The 19,728-nt window shown below is 55.7% G+C and carries 16 protein-coding genes; 8 read left to right on the top strand and 8 right to left on the bottom strand.

Annotation, left to right across the window (positions count from 1 at the left end; genetic code table 11):
* Window positions 1-64 precede the first annotated feature (64 nt).
* Complete coding sequence (locus tag LAO21_15365; protein MBZ5554094.1) at window positions 65-1,987, bottom strand: hypothetical protein; 1,923 nt, start codon at window positions 1,985-1,987, stop codon at window positions 65-67.
* A 485-nt stretch (window positions 1,988-2,472) separates the two neighbouring features.
* Between LAO21_15365 and feoB the strand changes: the two genes are divergently transcribed.
* Window positions 2,473-4,515 carry a ferrous iron transport protein B gene (feoB, locus tag LAO21_15360; GenBank protein MBZ5554093.1) on the top strand — a complete coding sequence of 681 codons (2,043 nt, stop codon included), beginning with the start codon at window positions 2,473-2,475 and terminating at the stop codon, window positions 4,513-4,515.
* 220 nt (window positions 4,516-4,735) lie between these two features.
* Window positions 4,736-5,386, top strand: a complete 651-nt coding sequence (locus tag LAO21_15355; GenBank protein MBZ5554092.1) for a metal-dependent transcriptional regulator — start codon at window positions 4,736-4,738, stop codon at window positions 5,384-5,386.
* A 251-nt stretch (window positions 5,387-5,637) separates the two neighbouring features.
* On the opposite strand, the gene tatA is transcribed toward LAO21_15355, so the two are convergent.
* Together tatA and LAO21_15345 are read right to left on the bottom strand one after the other, a co-directional pair.
* Entirely contained in the window at window positions 5,638-5,805 is a 168-nt protein-coding gene (tatA, locus tag LAO21_15350; protein ID MBZ5554091.1) for a twin-arginine translocase TatA/TatE family subunit, read from the bottom strand.
* Window positions 5,806-5,877: 72 nt separating this feature from the next.
* The gene (locus LAO21_15345) at window positions 5,878-6,807 is read right to left on the bottom strand and encodes an EamA family transporter (GenBank protein ID MBZ5554090.1); all 930 of its coding nucleotides are present in this window, start codon (window positions 6,805-6,807) and stop codon (window positions 5,878-5,880) included.
* A 536-nt stretch (window positions 6,808-7,343) separates the two neighbouring features.
* On the opposite strand from LAO21_15345, the gene LAO21_15340 reads away from it, so the two are divergent.
* The 6 genes from LAO21_15340 to LAO21_15315 all read left to right on the top strand — a co-directional run bounded on the left by LAO21_15340 (window position 7,344) and on the right by LAO21_15315 (window position 12,850).
* The gene (locus LAO21_15340) at window positions 7,344-7,769 is read left to right on the top strand and encodes a nuclear transport factor 2 family protein (protein ID MBZ5554089.1); all 426 of its coding nucleotides are present in this window, start codon (window positions 7,344-7,346) and stop codon (window positions 7,767-7,769) included.
* Window positions 7,770-7,962: 193 nt separating this feature from the next.
* Window positions 7,963-8,904 (top strand): cysteine synthase family protein, encoded by a 942-nt coding sequence (locus tag LAO21_15335; GenBank protein MBZ5554088.1) that lies wholly within the window; start codon window positions 7,963-7,965, stop codon window positions 8,902-8,904.
* A gap of 124 nt (window positions 8,905-9,028) precedes the next feature.
* Window positions 9,029-9,493, top strand: coding sequence for a M67 family metallopeptidase (locus LAO21_15330; protein ID MBZ5554087.1), 465 nt, complete (start codon window positions 9,029-9,031; stop codon window positions 9,491-9,493).
* Window positions 9,494-9,540: 47 nt separating this feature from the next.
* Window positions 9,541-11,010: a molybdopterin-synthase adenylyltransferase MoeB gene (gene moeB, locus LAO21_15325; protein MBZ5554086.1), complete on the top strand. Its 1,470-nt coding sequence runs from the start codon at window positions 9,541-9,543 to the stop codon at window positions 11,008-11,010.
* A 395-nt stretch (window positions 11,011-11,405) separates the two neighbouring features.
* Window positions 11,406-12,377: a tRNA epoxyqueuosine(34) reductase QueG gene (gene queG / locus LAO21_15320; protein ID MBZ5554085.1), complete on the top strand. Its 972-nt coding sequence runs from the start codon at window positions 11,406-11,408 to the stop codon at window positions 12,375-12,377.
* 32 nt (window positions 12,378-12,409) lie between these two features.
* Window positions 12,410-12,850 carry a hypothetical protein gene (locus LAO21_15315; GenBank protein MBZ5554084.1) on the top strand — a complete coding sequence of 147 codons (441 nt, stop codon included), beginning with the start codon at window positions 12,410-12,412 and terminating at the stop codon, window positions 12,848-12,850.
* A 6-nt stretch (window positions 12,851-12,856) separates the two neighbouring features.
* On the opposite strand, the gene LAO21_15310 is transcribed toward LAO21_15315, so the two are convergent.
* From LAO21_15310 to LAO21_15290, 5 genes are all read right to left on the bottom strand, one after another.
* Window positions 12,857-15,976, bottom strand: coding sequence for a LysM peptidoglycan-binding domain-containing protein (locus LAO21_15310; GenBank protein MBZ5554083.1), 3,120 nt, complete (start codon window positions 15,974-15,976; stop codon window positions 12,857-12,859).
* Window positions 15,977-15,985: 9 nt separating this feature from the next.
* On the bottom strand, window positions 15,986-16,867 hold the full coding sequence (locus LAO21_15305) for a DUF916 domain-containing protein (protein MBZ5554082.1): 882 nt from the start codon (window positions 16,865-16,867) through the stop codon (window positions 15,986-15,988).
* Between the two features lie 720 nt (window positions 16,868-17,587).
* On the bottom strand, window positions 17,588-18,100 hold the full coding sequence (locus LAO21_15300) for a hypothetical protein (protein ID MBZ5554081.1): 513 nt from the start codon (window positions 18,098-18,100) through the stop codon (window positions 17,588-17,590).
* A 94-nt stretch (window positions 18,101-18,194) separates the two neighbouring features.
* The gene (locus LAO21_15295; GenBank protein ID MBZ5554080.1) at window positions 18,195-18,707 is read right to left on the bottom strand and encodes a hypothetical protein; all 513 of its coding nucleotides are present in this window, start codon (window positions 18,705-18,707) and stop codon (window positions 18,195-18,197) included.
* A 46-nt stretch (window positions 18,708-18,753) separates the two neighbouring features.
* Window positions 18,754-19,272 carry a hypothetical protein gene (locus LAO21_15290; GenBank protein ID MBZ5554079.1) on the bottom strand — a complete coding sequence of 173 codons (519 nt, stop codon included), beginning with the start codon at window positions 19,270-19,272 and terminating at the stop codon, window positions 18,754-18,756.
* Between the last annotated feature and the right edge of the window lie 456 nt (window positions 19,273-19,728).

Genomic DNA, 19,728 nt, shown 5'->3' with positions numbered 1-19,728 from the left:
CTTGGGGTTCACTTAGCCGGGGCCGTCCTTCGCGGGCTATCACACGGGCAGTATATTTCGATGATCATTTGACCACGGACAGGGTGATCGACCGCTGCCCGGCAAGCAGCAGGTTGAGCGGTGGTCCCTCCACGGTCGCGAGCGGCGAACTCCGCAGAGTCGTCTGGTTGGCGCCGGAAGTCCGGTCGGAGAGCATCAGGGCAGCAAGTGACGGCGGTACGGCGGGGAAGGCTTCGCCGTAAATGGCGAATGACTGTTCGGGCCGCATCACGCGGACATAAAGCCGGTTGTTTTGACGCGCTTGGTTGATGATCCTGACCAGTTGAGAGAGGTCCTTGGGAAGGTACGTCGGCCGGGTCTCCCGACTCTCCAGCATCGAGAGAACCCCTCCATCCATCACAGTAACCATCAAGGGACCGGGCGGGGTTTGTTCCGGGATGGTGATGGGGATACGCACCAGAATCTCTTCCCCGTCCGTCCGGCGCAGGACGGCACTCACCTCAGCCCGGTCTCCCGCTTCCACCTCCCGGCGGTCGCTCCAGATCCGCTCCAGAACCGCCTGTCGTTTCTCATCCCAGGACGTTACATCGACCGTGATGGAATCGATCTGGACATCCTTCAGCCCACTCTGAAGCAGGAAGTTGACAGGGTTCGCCACCGAGAGGGAGGCGATGACTGAAGAATTGGCGTCCCCGGAGACGAAGCTTTCTACCCTCACCTCCTGCTTCCCCTTGAGCGCAATCGTGCCTTGCACCTCAAGCGTGGATTCGCCCAGGGCCCGCTCGCTGGAGGTGAGCGCCGAGAAAACCGTGAAGTTGACGAGGAAGGGGGTGAGGAAACGGTCGTTGACGGTTTCAAATCGAAAGGTCTTTTGAATATTGCGGCTCGAACGCAGGTGGATGGTCACCGGGATCATCCGCGGGGCTACCCCCACCTCTCCGAAAATGCCACTGACGCGATCTTCCTTGATCGTCCCGATCAGCTCGGTGGGAACTGAAAGCTCGGTCGAGTTCATCAGGCTCGGAAGAACGGTGATAAGCCGGGTCTTGGTCATTGGCAAATCGGTAGGCCCGCTGTGCAGAAAGGGATGGCCGAAGGCAAAAATCCTGTTTCCTTCGCGATAGGTGACCTTACCGGCCGCCGTGGCGCCGAAAATGCCGCGGACCAGCTGCGCCCCCACGCCCGATCCGGGACCGATGTCGGAGGCTTCCGCCAGGGTATCGTTGGGCACATCCGGCCCTCCCATCGCCCCTCCCATCACAGGCGCCAGACCCATCGCGCGGAATTGGGGAAGGAAATAGTCAATGGCCGCCCTCGGAAAACCGGAAAGCATCAGAGGAGTGTCAATGGGTTTCAATTCGGCCGGATTGGGAAGTCCATTCTCAGTGGTCCTTCCCGCCCATTCCCCCACCGGAATGTTCACGGGGGAGGAGGGAACGAGACCCCAAAGCTGTTGGGTAATCGATTGGGATGAACCGTCGGAAGGCCCCTCGGCGTAAGACGAAGTGCCGGCCGTGCCCTTGTCCGGCCGCAAGGGGCTGCTGTCGGTCATGTTGACCATGTTTTCAATGGGCGTTATCGCTGCAATGGCTTCCTTTGAAAAAGGGAAGGAATAGGCCACGGCACCCAGCAACTTTCCATCGACGAAGACCGGGCTGCCGCTCATTCCCGCAAAAACTCCCGTCTCGGCGAGGGGTCCGCCTGAAAGCCTGGCAAAAATGGCACTCTGCTTGGGGAGGAAGTTATCGACCACCCCGAGGATCTCGACCTGGAAATCGGAAACAGCATCCCCTTTGAACACCGTATGTCCCACCCCCATCATGCCCGGACGGAGGTCTTTCAACTTGAAAAACCTCGAGTCAGACGCGGGGGGAACGGCAGGGGTCTTCAGGGCCGGCGGTTCCTGGGCCGTGGAGGAATTCAAAGGAGTAAGCGCCAGAACAAGCCCGAGCCACCCCACCCTCAGTAACCAAGATCGATTCTTCATATTCTCCTAGCCCGACCCAACCGGAAAAAGACTGGAATCCCAGTGGTCGGCCTTTTTCTCAAAGGATCCTCAGAGACCCAAGAAAACTCAATCCCCCGGGAGATTCCCGGGGAAAGAGGTTCTCATGTCATCGAATTTCAATTCGGAGCCGTTTCCAGACCGATTCCGCGCGACCCTATCGGTCGCCCACCTCAGACAACAGACCCATGAGTTTAGTTTAAAGGGGCGTTTGAGTCAAATGGGCCTTCCCTTGAAAAGACGTGAACGAGAGGAAAAAGCCACAATCTATTCGCAAAGAAAAGTGCAACCGTTCCCGTCCGCCTCCGGGTCCATGCCCGCGCCCCTTCAACCGCTCTCCCCCTTCGCCTCACCCGGCGACGACCTCCCGTCAAATGGGGGTTGACAATTCCGCGGACGCCCCATAAAATGAAAATGAATTTCATTATCAAGTGCATGTTTTCACAACTTGAAATGAAGCCCTCGTAATGAATTTGACCCGTCCCGCCGATAAGGAGGTGGGCGTTTCGATGTCACACAGTTTGCCGAGGCCAACAGGTATGGAGAATGCTCGCGCGGAATCACCCCCGCGACGGAAGATCGCGCTGGTGGGGAACCCCAATGTGGGGAAATCCGTTCTTTTCGGAAAACTCACCGGCCAATACGTGGTGGTCTCCAATTATCCCGGGACCACCGTGGAGGTGTCGCGGGGCAACGCCACGATTTATCGCGAGACCTTTGAAATCATCGATACCCCGGGCGTAAACAGTCTTGTCCCTCAGTCGGAAGACGAACGGGTCACCCGGGACATCCTGTTGGCCGAGAAGCCGGACCTCATCATCCAGGTGGCGGATGCCAAGAACCTGCGCCGTTCCCTGCTGATTACCCTCCAGCTGGCCGAGCTGCAGTGTCCCCTCGTCATTGACCTGAACATGATGGACGAGTGCCGCACCCGGGGCATTGTTATTGACCACAAGGCCATGGGCGCGCTCTTTGGGGTTCCGGTGGTGGAGACCGTGGCCACGACCGGCGAGGGGTTCCGAAGGCTCTTTGACGCCCTCAAGAATGCACAAGTGCCGCGGGATCCGCATCAGGGGGATTCGGATGCTCTCCTGGAGCAGGTCAGGGTCCTGCTGAACCATTCCTCCCCGTTGCCTGCGCGCCTGACCGTCGAATGGCTGGCCTCGTCGGACCAATCCCTGCGTCGTCCCATCGAATGCCTGGTGCCCCCGGAGAAGCTGCAAAAACTGGAAATGCAGCTTCAGGAATTTCGAGAACGGAATCACCAATTCCCTGCGGCCATGATTAACCGGGAGCGCGTCGCCTTTCTGGACCGGCATGTCGAGTCCTTGCGCCACATGGTGCCCTTCGACCGAAAAATCTTCTACGAGAAACTAGGGAAATGGACGCGCGAGCCTCTGACCGGGGTGCCCATCCTGGTCCTGGTGCTCTTTCTCATGTATGAATTTGTCGGGGTGCTGGGCGCCCAGAAGGCGGTTGACTTTCTAGAAAAGACCCTCTTTGGGCAATACGTGATCCCCGCAGCCAGGATCCTCTTTGATCGCATCATGCCGATCGCCTTCTTTCATGATTTATTTGTCGGCCCCTATGGGTTGATTTCCATGGCCCTCCCGTATGCCATCGCCATTGTCTTGCCGATTGTGGGGACCTTCTTTCTGGCCTTTGGATTCCTGGAGGACAGCGGCTATCTTCCCCGGCTCTCCATTCTCTCGGACCGGATCTTTCGGGCCATGGGACTGAACGGCAAGGCGGTGCTGCCTCTCATTCTCGGCCTGGGTTGCGACACGATGGCGACCGTGACGACCCGGGTCCTCGCCACGAAGAAGGAGCGCATCATTGCCACCCTGCTCCTGGCCCTGGGAATTCCCTGCTCAGCCCAGCTCGGAGTCATCCTTGGAATTACCGCCGGCGTTTCGAAACTGGCCCTGTTTACGATCTTCGCTTCCGTCACCCTGCAGGTTTTCGTGGTCGGCTTTCTGTCGTCGAAAATTGTGAAAGGGCAACGCAGCGATTTCATTTTCGAAATCCCCCCCATCCGCGTCCCTCAGTTGAAGAACATCGGATTTAAGACCTGGATGCGGATGAAATGGTACCTGCGCGAAGCGGTGCCGCTCTTCATGCTCGGAACTTTTATCCTCTTCCTGCTCGACCAGTTGCGCGTCTTGAAGCACATTATTCATGCGGTCGAGCCGGTCGTGGTCCGAATGTTGGGCCTGCCGGCCGAAACCGCGACAGCGTTCATTCTCGGATTTCTGCGCCGTGATTACGGGGCCGCCGGACTTTATCGTCTCACGGAAGCAGGAAAGCTGGACCACATCCAGATCGTGATTGCGCTCGTGACGATGACGCTCTTTGTTCCCTGCACAGCCCAGTTCTTCATGATGATCAAGGAACATGGCTGGAAACGGGCCCTTTATATCGCCCTCGTGATCACTCCCATTGCCCTGGGGACGGGAGCCACGCTCAACTGGCTTCTGCACCTTGCTCCGCAATTCAGCAAGTTGTTATAGAATGGGAGGGCCCGGCAAGGATTGCGAATCTCCGATTTCGGATTGCGGAGTTTAGATTGCGGATTTCGGAGTTCGGATTGCGGATTGAGGACAGCAGATTGTGGAATGGGCAAAACTGAGGCCGGATTGCAGAGGGGCGATTGCGGTTTTGGAATTGCGAATTGTGCTCTGAGGAATCCGGAGCTGAGATTTCAAATTTCCATATTCAGGTCATTGACTCATGATCACCCAGCAGATGGAAGAGGTTTTGGAAGCCGTCTGGACGGCGAAAGAGCAGGGGGGGACGACTTGGAAGCAAGTAGCCTCCATGGCGAAAGTCTCACTTACCTTCGAACTGATGAAATCGCTGCTGGACGGGCATCTGGTCGAGCAAAAAGACGAGCAATTGGATTTGACGGCGGACGGCAGAGTGCTCGCTCGCGAAATCATCCGTCGACACCGGCTGGCCGAGCGTCTGGTCATGGATGTCCTCGGGGTGGATATTCAGGAGGCCGAAGACAATGCCTGTGAGTTTGAACACTCCCTCGCCGTCGGAGTGGCGGATTCGATCTGCACCTTGCTGGGTCACCCCACACGATGCCCCCATGGCCGGGATATTCCGGAAGGAAAATGCTGCACTCAGGCGCGCTCGGATGTGAAGCCGCTGGTGCTCCCCCTGACCGCCCTGGACATCGGCGGAACCGGCCGAATCGCGTACATCAACACACGCAATTTTCCACGGCTCCAGAAGCTATCGGCGTTCGGCATCTCTCCCGGCGTGACCGTCAAGCTCTTTCAGAAATCCCCCTCCGTCGTTTTGCAGTGCGAAGAGACCCAGGTGGCACTCGAACCTGAGATCGCCCGCGACATCTATGTTCGTCAGCAGGAGTAAGTCCCGCCTTCAACCTTCCTCCCAAAGATGAATCAAACATGATTGACCGATTCCGTCCCTTCTCCCAGGCAAAAAAAAATCCGGTGAGAATGACACTCACCGGCACTTGATCTATTCGTCTTCGGGAATGGTTCTCCCTCATCTACCGAGCGGAGGGCAATTCCCCTTACATATCTCTCTCTGCAGAAAACATGGAGGCTGGAATAGGCAACTCTTTCAAATGATTGGTCACAATCGGGGAGGAAGACAACTTATTTCTTTTCAGTCGGGCTCTCATCGCCCTTCTTCATCGCGTCCTTGAAATTCTTGATTCCTTCGCCAATCCCTTTGCCGATCTCTGGGATCTTCCTGCCCCCAAAAATCAATATGACGATGAGGAGAATCAGCAGTAATTCCGGCAGACCCAGCTTTCCTGGCATATCGCCCTCCAGTTCAATCAACTCATTGTAAGTGAACCCACCATCGAAGTCAAACGCTAAACCTGAATGAGCTTAAGAGCCCGCTGAATCCCCTTCCCCGCTCTTGACACGCTCCACAGCTCCCGCCGGGCTGGCTCGATTTGAAATGAAAATTCCCCCAAGGACCATCGCCGCCCCCACCGCCAGATTCCTCGACAACCGTTCATGAAGAAACCACGAGCCGAGCAGCAAAGCCAGGATGGGATAAATAAAGGTCACGAAAGACATCTGGGTTGCCTTCAAATGTTTCAGCAAGTAAAAATACATCGTAAACGCCACCACGGAACCAAAGACCGCGAGATAAAGGAGGGCGGAAATATTCTTTCCGGACCAGCGAATCGCCTGCCCCTGCTCCAACAGGCGGGACGTCAGGAGCAGGAGAACTGCTCCCAGAACCATGGAATAGAAATTCAAGACGAGGGTGTTTAACTCCGACCCGTATTTCTTAAGATAGACCAGGGAAATACTGGAGGCCAGGGTGGCCACGAACATGGCGAGCATCCCCCGAAGAGAACCCATGGAAGACTGGATCTCGTCGGCATAGATGACGACAATTCCGGCAAACCCGAACCCAATCCCTAGAATCTTTTTCAAGCTCAATGATTCCAAGTCAAACCAGTAATGGGCGAGCAGGGCCACAAAGAACGGAAAGACACAAAACAGCACCGAGGCCAGTCCGCTGGAAATGGTAAGTTCCGACCAGTAGACACATCCGTAAGAGAGGCCGAAATTCATCACCCCCACCATCGCGATCAACCGGAGACTGGCCCCATTCAATCTCAAGGATAGCTTTTGCGATACGATCAGAACCAGGAATAGCAAGCCCGCCACGGCGAAGCGGAACCCGGCTCCCACCAGCGGCGGAACCCCGTCCAGGCCCAGCTTGATCGCCAGCCAGGTCGATCCCCAGATGAAACAGATCGTGGCGTACATCAGGTAAATAGATATCTTTCCAGGCCGCATAGCTTTATGTTCCCAGCATTGAATCGTATCTGAAAAAGACCGTGGAACCAACCACGCTTCGCTGATTTTCGATCGGGGAGGGCTTAATTCCCTTAAGTCTCCCTGTTGAAGTTCGTCCTTCCGAACCAAAAGGTTTCAAAGGACCTTTCGACGGCAGTAGGCCCCTCCCTCAGAACCATTCGCCGGCAGTCAGCTGCAAGATTGTCATGCCGACATGAAGAACCGCCAGCCCGGCGTTCGAGAAAGACAATTGCAAAGACCTTGTACTTTAACTAAAATCTAAGGTTCTGCATAATGGAGGAAAGCAGCTTGAGTCATCGGGGCAGGGGGAGAGGGGCGTGCGCCGGCCGCAAGTCCCGGGGTGCAGTTCGAAACTCGGAACGCAATTCTGCAGGAATCTTTGTCTGACCCTATCAAGATCCTTGAGGGAAGGATATCCGTCGCCTCGCGATTTCCCCGTTAAACCCGCTTTCAGCCCGGGTCGGTGGAGTGGAAGGATCAATTTTCTTACGCCCGCCGAAAAAAAGGGAGCACTCTTGACAAGCGACAACGAATTACAGGTTCTCGAGGTGAATAAGCGATTTTACGGCGCGCTCGAAGCGCTGGACCTCTCTCAAATGTCCGAAGTCTGGCTGCACGAGGACTGGGTCAAGTGTGTCCACCCCGGCTGGGGCCTGATTGTCGGCTGGGACAACATTTCCGAAAGCTGGGAGCGCATTTTCCGTCACACTCGTGAAATCCGCATTCAACTGAGCTTCGTCACCGTGAGAATTGAGGGTATTCTGGCCTGGGTGTGCTGTCTTGAGAATATAACCAACCGCTTCGGCGAGGGCGTGGAAACCGCTCAAGCCTTTTCCACGAACCTCTTTATGCACCGGGACGAGGGCTGGCTGTTGATTCACCATCACGCCTCACTTACCCCGCCATCGAACGTTCAACCCTCCAAGACAACGATTCAGTGAGCCGCAGTGTTTACGAATGCCCCTCTGTCGGCTTACAAATTATTACACGGGGTTCTGCGGAGTGGCATGTTATAATGTCCGTTTTCAGAAGTGAGCATGCGGGCTACCCCTGTCCGGGGTGCCCCGAAGGCCCTGGCGGGACGAGGAGACAGGTGTTCATTCCCCGTTTCTTCCCGGAGGATTCTCGGGAGCTATGACGCGAGTGACTGATCTTGAAAAACCGGTGACACAGGCCGACCTGCTCTCGAGAATCGGAGCGACCCCCCTCATCCGCCTGACGCGCGTCGCCGGTGAATTGCCCTCAGCGGTGGAGATCTATGGGAAGGCGGAGTGGTTTAACCCGGGAGGCTCGGTGAAGGATCGCCCCGCCCTGAACATGATCCTCGAAGGGGAGCGGAGCGGGAGACTGAAGCCGGGAAAAATCCTCCTGGATGCGACTTCAGGAAACACCGGGATCGCCTACGCCATGATTTGCGCCGTCAAAGGGTACCGGGTCCGATTGTGCCTGCCGCAGAATGCGAGCGAAGAACGAAAACGGATCCTCAAGGCCTATGGGGCAGAACTGGTTCTGACCAGCCCCCAAGAGGGTTCCGATGGCGCCATCCGGATGGCAAGGAAACTTTTTGCGCAAAGTCCGGATCTATATTTCTATCCGGATCAATACGACAACGAGGCTAATTGGCGGGCGCATTACAAGACCACGGGCAACGAAATCTGGGAACAGACGGACCATCGCGTCACTCACTTTGTCGCGGGGCTCGGAACCAGCGGGACTTTCGTCGGAACCAGCCGTCGTCTGAAGGAGTTCGACCCCGCCATCCAGTGTATCTCGTTCCAACCGGATTCACCCTTTCATGGGCTGGAGGGGTTGAAGCACATGGCCACGGCTATTGTGCCCCGAATTTATGACCGCAGCCTGGCGGATGGGGAGTTGCAGATCTCAACCGAAGCAGCCTATCGTATGGTGAAGCGGGCCGCTCGCGAAGAGGGCATGTTTATCGGGATCTCTTCCGGGGCCGCGATTGTGGCTTCTTTGGAAGTGGCTAAGCGCGTCTCAGAAGGGGTCATCGTGACCATCCTCTGCGATGGCGGTGACAAGTACCTGAGCGAAAGGTTTTGGGACGAGGATATTTGAAGGTAACGCACCGCCCGGGCGCGACGACGAACCCGGGTTGATTCAAGGGACAAACTGAGCCGAGGCTGATGCGACGCCTCAACGGGTGATGTTCAGGTGTGGAATCCTTATTGAGTGGACCGGAATGACTCTCAAGGTAAAAGCGGAACAACTCGAGGGCATCAGACAGCATGCTCGTGAGACCTATCCCAATGAGTGTTGTGGCGCCCTGGTAGGGCTCGCTGACGGGAATGGGGACAAGGAAGTGAGAGAAATCGTCCGTCTGCCCAACAGTTTTGAAAGGGAGACCGCTGCGGCCTTGGGTATTGATGAGGATGAGCGGGGACTGCGCAATCGGTATGTGATTGATCCGCGAGACTTGTTCGAAACAGAAAAGCGGGCCCGTTCACGTTCCCTCTCAATCATAGGGTTCTATCATTCCCATCCGGATCACCCCGCCGCTCCCTCGAAGTATGATTTGCGCGTGGCAAGCAGCGGGTACTCCTATGTGATCGTCTCGGTAGACCAGGGTCAGCCGAAAGAGGTCACGTGTTGGGAAACTGATGTCGCGCGAGAAAGATTTGAGTCTGAGAGATTGATGGAGATTTGAGAGAGAAGCGATCAGCTGACAGCTGTTCGCTAACTGGAGATAAACCTATGGCAGTAAAGATTCTGATCCCCACCCCCCTTCGCCCGTATGCGGGTAAGAAGGACTCGGTGGAGGTGGACGCTCCGACGGTAAGTGACGCCTTGCGTTCTTTAACAACACAATACGGCGACTTGAAGAAACATTTGTACACCGACGACGGGAAGCTGCGCAGCTTCATCAACATCTATGTGAACGACGATGATATCCGGTACCTTCAAAAAGAGGCGACGCCGCTTAACGGGGGCGAGACAATTTCCATCATCCCGTCGATTGCGGGGGGTTCTTCCGCGGTGGCGGACGCCATCGCCGAGTCTGCCAGGCAGATGAAATTGTCGAACGATGAAATCTTGCGTTACAGCCGGCATTTGATCATTCCCGAGGTCGGAATGGAAGGCCAGCTGAAGCTCAAGGCCGCGAAAGTCCTCACCATCGGCGCCGGGGGCTTGGGAGCCCCATTGGGAATGTACCTGGCGGCCGCCGGGGTCGGGACCCTCGGGATCGTCGACTTTGATGTCGTCGACTTCACTAACCTCCAGCGCCAGGTCATCCATTCGACGGCAGATGTCGGGCGGCCCAAGCTGCTGTCCGCCAAGGAGCGGCTCCAGGGGATAAACCCGGAGATCAAAATCGTGGGGTATGAAATCAAACTCTCCAGCGAAAATGCCCTCGATCTTTTCAAGGATTACGACATCATCGTCGATGGAACCGATAACTTTCCAACACGCTATCTGGTGAATGATGCCTGCATCCTGCTTGGGAAACCCAATGTTTACGGCTCCATTTTCCGTTTCGAGGGTCAGGCGTCCATTTTTGGAATGCCGGATGCGCCCTGCTACCGCTGTTTGTATCCCGAACCGCCTCCGCCGGGACTGGTACCGAGCTGTGCCGAAGGCGGCGTTCTAGGGGTTCTCCCGGGGATCATCGGATGCATTCAAGCCAATGAAACGATCAAGTTGATTCTGGGAAAAGGAGACACTCTTGCCGGGCGACTGCTGTTGTTCGACGCGCTGAAGATGAAGTTCCGCGAGTTGAAGTTGCGCCAGGATCCGGAGTGCCCCATGTGCGGAAAGAATCGCTCCATCCACCGTTTGATCGATTACGAACAATTCTGTGGAATTCCACAACAAAAAGCAAAGGACCAGGAAATGTCTGCACACTCTGACTTTGAAATCGACGCACCCACCCTGAAGCAAATGATCGACCGCAATGACCCGGTGTTCATCCTCGATGTCCGGGAGCCCCATGAATTCCAGATCTGCCGAATCCCCAACTCTCACCTCATACCCCTGGGAGACCTTCCCGTGCGCATCAACGAGCTGGATTCAGCCCATCTGATCGTGGCGCACTGCAAAAGCGGGATAAGGAGCGCCAAGGCGTGTGATTTTCTCCGCAAGTCGGGATTTGCCAAGGTGAAGAATCTCAAGGGAGGCATCCTGGCTTGGAGTGACCAGGTCGATCCAACCGTACCGAAGTATTAAATGGGTTTTTGGCTGAAGGGCGACGTCCTCCGGGGGACGCTTCCGGTCACGGAAGCTCTCTCGGACCTTTCCGGTGCGCCACAGAATTCGCTGATTTTTTTGAAAACCTCTAATATCCTCCCGTGAGCATTTCGCAACAAATAAAGACCCGGGCAAGAGAGCTTGGTTTCTTCAAATGCGGCATCACACGGGCGGAGCCCATCGATGCGCTCTCGCAGCAGCGATTTCTCAAATGGCTGGAAGACGGGTTTCAAGGCGGGATGAAGTACATGAGCCGCGCGCCGGAGAGGCGCATCGATCCGCGGGTTGTCCTGGAAAATGCCCGGTCGGTCCTTTCCGTCCTCATCAACTACTATTCCCCGGAAAACAACAGAGGCGACAGCGACACCGGCGTCATTTCGCGCTATGCGTGGGGGCGAGACTACCACCTCACTGTAAAACAGAAGCTGAGCGAACTTGAAACGTTTGTCTCGTCCCTTCTCCCCCGTGCCTCATTTCTGTCCTATGTAGACACCGGTCCAGTACTCGACAAATGGTGGGCCGAGCGCGCCGGGATCGGATGGATCGGCAAGAACGCAAATTTGATCACCACGGAGATCGGCTCCTGGATTTTTGTGGGAGAGATACTCTCGACGCACTCGTTTGAGGAGAGCGCTTACGATCCGCCGTTCCAACACCCAGCCATCGGTCCCTCCAGGGTGGGCAGAAGGGCAGAACCCAGATCAGACTCTGCCCGGCAGCAGCGGTCTCAGGCAGACAGCACCAAGAAAACCTTCTGTGGGACCTGCACACGGTGTCTGGAAGCCTGTCCAACACGCGCCATTGTCGCCCCCTTCGTGGTTGATTCCCGAAGGTGTATTTCTTACCTGACCATCGAACTGCGGGGCCCCATTCCCCGCGAGTTTCGTCGTCTCGTCGGTAACCGCATCTTCGGTTGTGACGACTGCCAGGAAGTGTGCCCTTGGAACCGGTTCGCCGTGCCGACTGCGGATCCGCACTTCCGACCCGCCGCCGGCAATCTCACCCCGCGGCTGGCAGAGCTCTTGACCCTGACCCAGGAAGAATTCAACCGCCGTTTCAAAGAGAGCCCCATCCAGCGTGCCCGATATGCAGGCTTCCTGCGCAATGTCGCCGTCGCCCTTGGAAACAGCCATTCGGCCGAAGCGGTTCCGGTTCTTGCTCGGGCGCTCTCTCATCCAGAGCCCCTGGTCCGGCAACACGCCGTTTGGGCCCTGAGCGAAATCGGCACCGTCGAAGGAATCGAGGCGGTGCGGGTTCAACAACAAAGAGAAGACGACCCGGACGTTATTGAAGAAATCGTGTGGGCCTTGAAGCGCTCGGGAGAGTCTCCAGAGGCCACCCCTTAGATTCTTGAAATCCCTTTGATCTGGAGGTCAACATGAGGAAGACATGCTTCACAGTACTTTTGGTGATGCTCGTGGCTCTCCCAGCCTTTGGGCAAGATCCGGAACAGGCCATCCAGGAGAAAACGAAGAAGTTTACCGGGGCCATTGTGGCCAAGGATCTCTCGATTCTCGATGAAATTTTCGATAAGGATCCCAGCAACATCTATTACGACATCAATGAAGGACCCCTGGTGGGATTTCCGCGCCTCAAGCGCGTATGGACGGCGGCCGTGACGAACTTCACGATTTCGGCCTTTGATTTCAATCCGGATATGAAGATCTGGGTGAATGGCGATCAAGCCGTGCAGGTCGGAAGCTGGAAGCAAACCCAGGTCACTAAAGATGGAAAGAGCCTTTCTCTTTTCGTTCGGGAATGGAAAGGCTGTAGATGGGAAAACGGATATCGCCGATCCGTCAATCAGAGAAGCAGGTGATCTTCTTCAGTGCGAGGGGGGATCGTTCCCGGTGCCGGGCGAGGGCGCGGGGGCAGCGGAAGAGTCGGCGGAGGACGCTCCCAGAGTACTCGAGGTGTTCACATTCTTATCAGGAGCCACCGCCTTCGCCAATTCGGGGTCGACAGGGATCGTTATTTTCTGTCCGACACGAAGAATCTTGGAAGCGGCCAGTTGCGCCTTGTTCGCTTCATAGATCAGGTTCCACTTGGTCTCGGTCTTGTAATATCGCATGGAGAGACTTCCGAGTGTTTCTCCCGGCTGGACCACGTGAACCCTTGCGGGGCCATGACCTGTCGTCCTATTCAGTCTCGAGACCGGCTCCGGCTCCACCGGGATCTTCAACTCCTGGCCGGGCTGCAATTTCTTGGAGGCGCCGATCTGATCCTTGTTGGCATTGAAGATCAGCGTCCATTTCGTTTTCGTCTGGTAGTACTTCAGCGCCAGAATCTCGAGGGTTTCCCCGGTCCGGACCTTATGGATCACGATCCCGTTTTGCGCTGATTTCGACCACCGATCGATGTCTTCGAGAGTGGGTCCATTGCCGCCCGCGAGCGCCGAAACACTTGAGGTCGCTTTCCCAGTGCGATTCTCTGCGGGCGACTTTCCATTCTGTGCCACTTCAGACCGGACTCGTTTTCTCGCCCCGGAGTTGACGACGGCGGTTGTGTCAGGCTCCGCCTTCGGAGGTTGCGGCATGGTCTGGGACGCCACCAGGAGACGGCGATTCGGGCGAGGATTGAGCTTGACCACAAACTTTAGGTTGGAGAGCTTCTCGCCGGGTGCAATTCGAACCACTTGCACTTCCTCGGAATCGACTGAAGAGAACTCGGGCAGCGTGCCGCGATCGATGCGGACGCGGTACTCACCGCTCGGGATGTTGCTGAACTCGAACTCTCCGTCCCCATCGGTAAAGGTTACCTTGTAAGTCTCATTCAGGAGGATGATGATACTCGTCCCCGGCAGTTCAGGGACTTTGCTTTCTCCAATTTCCTTACGAAGACCATTGGAGTCCATCCCGTTCACGAGGACGACCTTTCCCGAAACCTTTCCGAGTTCCAACAGCGGAAACTGAACATCGGCGGTCGCGCGTTTCGCGACGTTGACAGCCACCCGGGTATTGGCCCCGGCGTCGAAGGTCGCCGGCAGGGTGAGCAGATCCAACTCCACGGTGTGCTTTCCGACCGGGACATTCTTGAATTCAAACCGGCCCTGCTCATCCACCGAAGCTTTCACCCGCTTGTCAAGAACGACCGTAACGTTGGAAACGCCCGTTTCCTTGTTGTCCTTCAGACTGTTCCGGTCGAGGTCGTTAAAGACCAGTCCCGCGATGTTTCCAAAATCATGAGGTCGGCCCGCCAGCGCCGAAGCGCCTGATTCTCTGAGCAGGATTTCCTGAGGGCGCTCTCCCCACCGGAAGGTCTTCTGGATCCTAAAGGTGAACTGGTACCGGTTGAGCTGCTGGTTGAGCAGGAGGTTCTGGAGGTCGCTGACATTGTCGGGAGACAGCGTGTAGAAGTCCAGGAGGTTGATCTTGTTGCTGGAGCGGTTGTACTGGCCGTTCACCGAAAACTGGACTCCGTGGGGGAGCGCCCAACTCACGCCGCTGTTTAATGAAGTGTTGTTGAAGCTCGAGGTCCGCACCACGGCCACATCCTGGTTCCAGTTCAGCTCCGAATAGAACGACAAAGTGGGTCGCACGTTCCAGGTGAATCCGGCGCTTCCCACCAGGCTCAAGTGTTTGTTGTCCTCCACCTGCTGCTGCGCCTCGCGCAGCGTGCCACCGGAGACCCAGAGGTTGGTCCCGTTCTTCCACGTCCTGCGCACCTCGAACTCCACCCGCTGGCGCAAGCTGTGCTGGAAAGCGGTGGTGAAATCAAGGTCGCGGCTGTCCATGTAACGCGCCAGGAACCGCCAGGCTCGAAACTGTTGAAGGAACTCGAGGTCCAGGGTGTGGCTGTGAGTGGAAACAAAATTGGGACTGAACGCGCTGGATTCGACCCCGGCGTTCCCTACACGAATATTAAGGGTGCTGTGAGGGAGCAAAACATACCGAGCCCCGATGAACTGGTTGTTGACTTGAAGTCCGGTCTGGGTGTGAGAATCGAGCAGATTGGTGTGGAAACGATTGAACGCCCCGTACAAAGACAGCTTGTGATTCACCTGATAATCCGCGGAGCTGAAGAGTCCTTCGCGATCTCCCAGATTGAAGAAGTTGAGCGGAAGATAATTGGGCCCCATCCTCTGCCAGGTGACTTCCGCACTGCCCCGCACGCCCTTGATCTTGGTGCCAAACAGATAGGAGAGATCCATTCCGTCGCGATGCTCGGTGTCGGGGGAGCCGGAAAATTTGGAAAGCGAAGATTCTCCCAGAAATTGAACATGGGGATTCAGCTGGTACAGCACATCCAACGTCGCCATGGTATCGGACTGAGGAATCATTTGGTCGGTGGAGTTCTCCGGGGCGCTGGTGTGGACCAGACTGGCACCGATCTTCAATTTCGACGAGGGAGTGAACACCCCACGGGCTCCCATGATACTTTCTTCGCTCAGACGCAGCGACTCGCCGAAAAACCCATTCATCGCGGCGGTGCGCCCTCCAAAAACCGTAAACGACACGTGGTCGGTCGAGGTGGTCACTCGCCCACCGCGCAGATAGGCAAACGGGTTAAACAGGGAATTCAACCCAAAGTCGATGTTGTAAGCGGCGAAGGGCTGGTCCCCTGCCGCAATATCAAACTTCCATTCTCCAAGATGATAGTCCGACAATTCAAGCATTCCCCGGCTGGGACGGAGAGAGTCGTTGGTGTTGGCCACGTCGAAAGAGGTTTTCAGCAGGCCCCAATTCGGAATGAACTGGTAGGTGTCCACCCTCAGATCCGCATTCGTATATCCTGGAATCGCCAGGGAGAAGAGCGGGTTGTTGAGGATACTGGAAGTCGCGCCGGTGGCATTGTTATTGAACTGGAACTGGACTGTGGCGCCGCCGGCCTCTTCACCTCGAAGGACCTGAGCCGGGGCCAAAAGGAGGCACACCATAACCGCGGCGCAAATGAATCCTGGCGTCCGGCGCCGCGACTGTGATGAGGTCTTTCCGTTGGTCGTCATTGTAAGAATTTACTTTTTCACTTCCGGCTGACTTGAAGGATTCGGCTCCACTCGGGTCTCTGCTTCGAGCAGTTCTTTCAGTCCAATGTCCAGGCTGCTGACAATCGTAAATCCGTCGGTGGGAAGGATTCCTTTGACCGGGACGAAAACGTCCCGTTCCGACTGGGGGAGGACCACGGAGTCATTGATCGGCAGGGTCTCAATCACCTTTCCCTGTTTGTCGATGATCTTGCTTTCTCCCTTGAATCGGAAATGAGAGGAACCGCTGTTCTTCAAAGTGATCTGGACTCCCACCTGGCCCGTGTCTTTCTGGTCAATCACCACCTGCTGAGCGGTGATGGTTCCCTGCGGCGTGGTCTTTCCCACGCGGTCGTAAATAATGGCGCCAACCCGGGCGTTCAAGTAAGCGGCATGCGCGTCTTGTCCCGGCGCAATATTGGGAACCGACTCAATCATGATGGCTGTGTGATATCCACCGTCGGGGGTATCCTTGGGAACCGTGAACGTGTAACGGATGATCTGATGACCGTGAGGAGGCACGACGAATTCTGCGGGATTCACCACAATCCATTCGCTCATCGAGAACTCGGGAGACTTGCCCTTTTTCACGAAGGTGGGGTTTCCATCGCGTGTGAGATACCAATCCGCCACCGTGACGCGCATATGAATGTTTTCTGCCGAGTCATTGTCGACCGTGATCCCGTCGGTCTTGGTCTGTCCCGCCTGAACCTCATGCTCCGCGCGGATCGGGAAGACCCCGATGGCGACATCCGCACGAAGGGTGATTCCTGATCCGAAGATCATAGCGGCCACCAGCAGTAGCCCTGACAGCCCGGCCACCGAGGCCCCTTGCCGTCCCCCTCTGCTTTTCTTTGTTTCTCTTCCTTGCATCTTTCCTTCCTTATCCCTGCTTGAACTTCCCTGGATCCCCTTGATTTCTTTATTCAACTCGACTTACCTCTTTCCACTTCCGATCCTGCCACTTTCACTACGCTGCATTGTCCGAAAAAAGTGTCTCAAAACTTTAACATCCACTGGAGGTTGCAGAATTTTTTGCAGCAGAGCGTGCGGCGCTGGTAGGAAGCGAGATTTCAAAACCCACCTGGCAACGAAAAGGTCTATCCTGAAGCGAAAAGTCTTATCTGGGACGCCCGCTTCGCCTCAGCTCAATCGAGGGACCCGGCCACGGCCGGTTACAATCCTTTGGATGGCGGGACATTAACCCAATGCAGACCATCCTATATGCATATGCAAACCACCCTCCAATCGAACATCTCTTTCTTTTTGAGCACATTAAGGGAATTCCGTGAGATTCCATCATTGACAATTTGTGGCTCTTCCCTCTGGTAATTTGTTAACCCCCTGAAGGTGAACCAAGAAAACCGTGAAAAAGAAACCTTGCCGATCAAGCTCTGGGTCAGACAAACGAGGCGACAGGGGGTGAGGGGAGTGGGCGGAAAATCATCACAGAACGGTTCATCGCTTGGGCCGGCCGAATCATTTCTCTGCGCTTGCTCTTCAACAATCGAACGGAGGACATACGCGAACTTCAAAGGCCTCACCCTCACGGATACCCGCATTTCTCAGGGCCCCGGGGCAGAGGGGAGGTGTTTATGGCGATGCGGTGACCACAGTAATCGTCTGAGTGTATGAGCCTGTGATGTAACCCCACTGGTTCTTCAGCAGAAAATTGGTATTGCAATTGAAACCGTTCGTAGGAGTGTTCCCGCGCCCTCGAATCACATCCTGTGCGGCCGTCGAGCTCATGGTCCCTGCCACGCAGCTGCAACCTTGCAGACAGGAATTCCCGGTTAGCGTTGCAGTCCAAGTGATGTTGGCGATGGGAATCGTGCTCGTGCCAACACTATTCCTCAGATCGCCATTGGCCAAAAAGTGAACCGACCAATTCGTGTTAGTCGCATAACTCGTCGTCACTTTTATCGCCACTGAGGAGTTGGCTGGAATCTGGGCCGTCGTGGTTGGATTGGCATCAGGAAAACTGATGGTGGACGGAGTTATCGTGAGCGTGAAATTAACTGCAGCGTAAGACGGCGAACCCCACATGCAGACCGCCGCCAGAACCGCGATCCCCATCAAAATTTTTGTTTCCGTCTTTTTTAGCATCGCTTGACCTATCTTTCCTTCGAAAAAACCGGGACAGCGGGGGAGGTCATCACCATCCCGCTGTCCGCACATCACCGAACCCGCAGCAGGAGAACTAGGGGGCGGTCAGCGTATACGTAACGTTGGCCGTATAGCTCCCGGTATTGTAAGCCCAGGTATTCGCCAGGACAAAATTAAATGAGCCGGTGAACGAACCGCTGCCATTGGCAAAGGTCGCCGCGCTCTGGGCGGTCGTTTTGTTCATCGCCCCGGCGATGAATGGCGCGCCGGTCGCGGTCCAACTCACTGCACTGATCGGAATGGTATCCGAACCCGAAGTCAGATCGGTAGGGGAAGCAACCGTCAATGTCGCTGCGGTCGCTTTTCCCGTGCGTACCCTGGCGGTCACCGAGACGGGGTTGTCGGCGGCAACGGAAGCTACCGACGTCGGACTGTTATCAGCGAAGTTGATCGTCGTGGGCGAAAGCACCAGCTCGGCGCGAGCCGAAATGGTGGCATTGATGGTCAGCGTCTTGCTGTCGGATGCAGCGAAAGCTGCAGTGCTCAGGATGAGCGCGGCGCCGGCAATTACTGTAATCGTTATCAGGGTCTTCCAAAAGTTCTTCATGTTGGTCTCCATAAGGATTATTTGTTCAAGTTTTGAAAGCTAAAATCTATGGAGCGGTCAGGGTGTAGGTCACCGTCGCCGCATAACTCCCTGTGTTGTAGGTCCAGCTGTTGACCAGGGTAAAAGTGTAAACTCCGTTGTACGACCCGCTCCCGTTTGCAAAATTGGCCGCACTCTGCGCCGTGGTCTTGTTCAAGGTTCCGGCAATGAATGGACCCGCCGAAGCGGTCCAACTGACATTGCTCGCGGGGATGGAGTCAGTCCCCGACATCAGGTCTCCACTCACTGCCGCCAGGAGCGTCGCTTTGCTGTTTGCCGCTGTCCGCACGTTGGCCGTCACGGCCACCGTGGAGTTAGCGGTGATGGTTGGCGTGCCAGTGGGACTTGAATCCACAAAATTGATCGTTGAAGGGGATAGTGTCAACTCCGCACGAGCGGATACCGTAGCATTGATGGTTAAGGTTTGTGTGGCCGCAAAAAGTGTGGAGCCGGTCATCATGGCTGCCACCCCCATCACAGCAAGAATTGTAAAGATCTTCCTGGCGGGACTCGAATTGGTTTTCATGTTTTCCTCTTGTTTGAATGAAATTTGTTTTTTCTCGGACTCATCAAGGGGCTTAACACTGGACTTGCTGATCACCGCTTGCTTTGTCGAATTTTGCTCTGTCAAGTCCACTGTTAAACCCCTCTCGATAATCACAGTCATGTTTTACAACTTTCATATGACAAAAATGTGACGGTAGGGAGATTCCTTGGGGATGGATAGGGCCGGAGAGTAGACCCTTCAAGAGACCCTGATTTCATTGGGGTCCGACGATCTAAGCCTTTCTAACTAAAGGTCATAAATTAACATTTTTGTGACATTTCAGAACTTGAAAGGAAAGGGAGGAGTTGTAACTTCTGAGGAAGGGATGTCAAAATTGTGACGATTTTGGGCCAAGCGACGAGGTGCTAGAGATCACTTTAGGGATGGTTTAAATGGCAGCACTCATCATCAAAATGAAGACATCTTAGCCCCCCA

Source organism: Terriglobia bacterium, from assembly GCA_020073085.1.
Classification (GTDB): domain Bacteria; phylum Acidobacteriota; class Terriglobia; order JAIQFV01; family JAIQFV01; genus JAIQFV01.
Note: the sequence above shows the minus strand (reverse complement) of the source record. Positions and strands in the feature narration are given on the sequence as shown.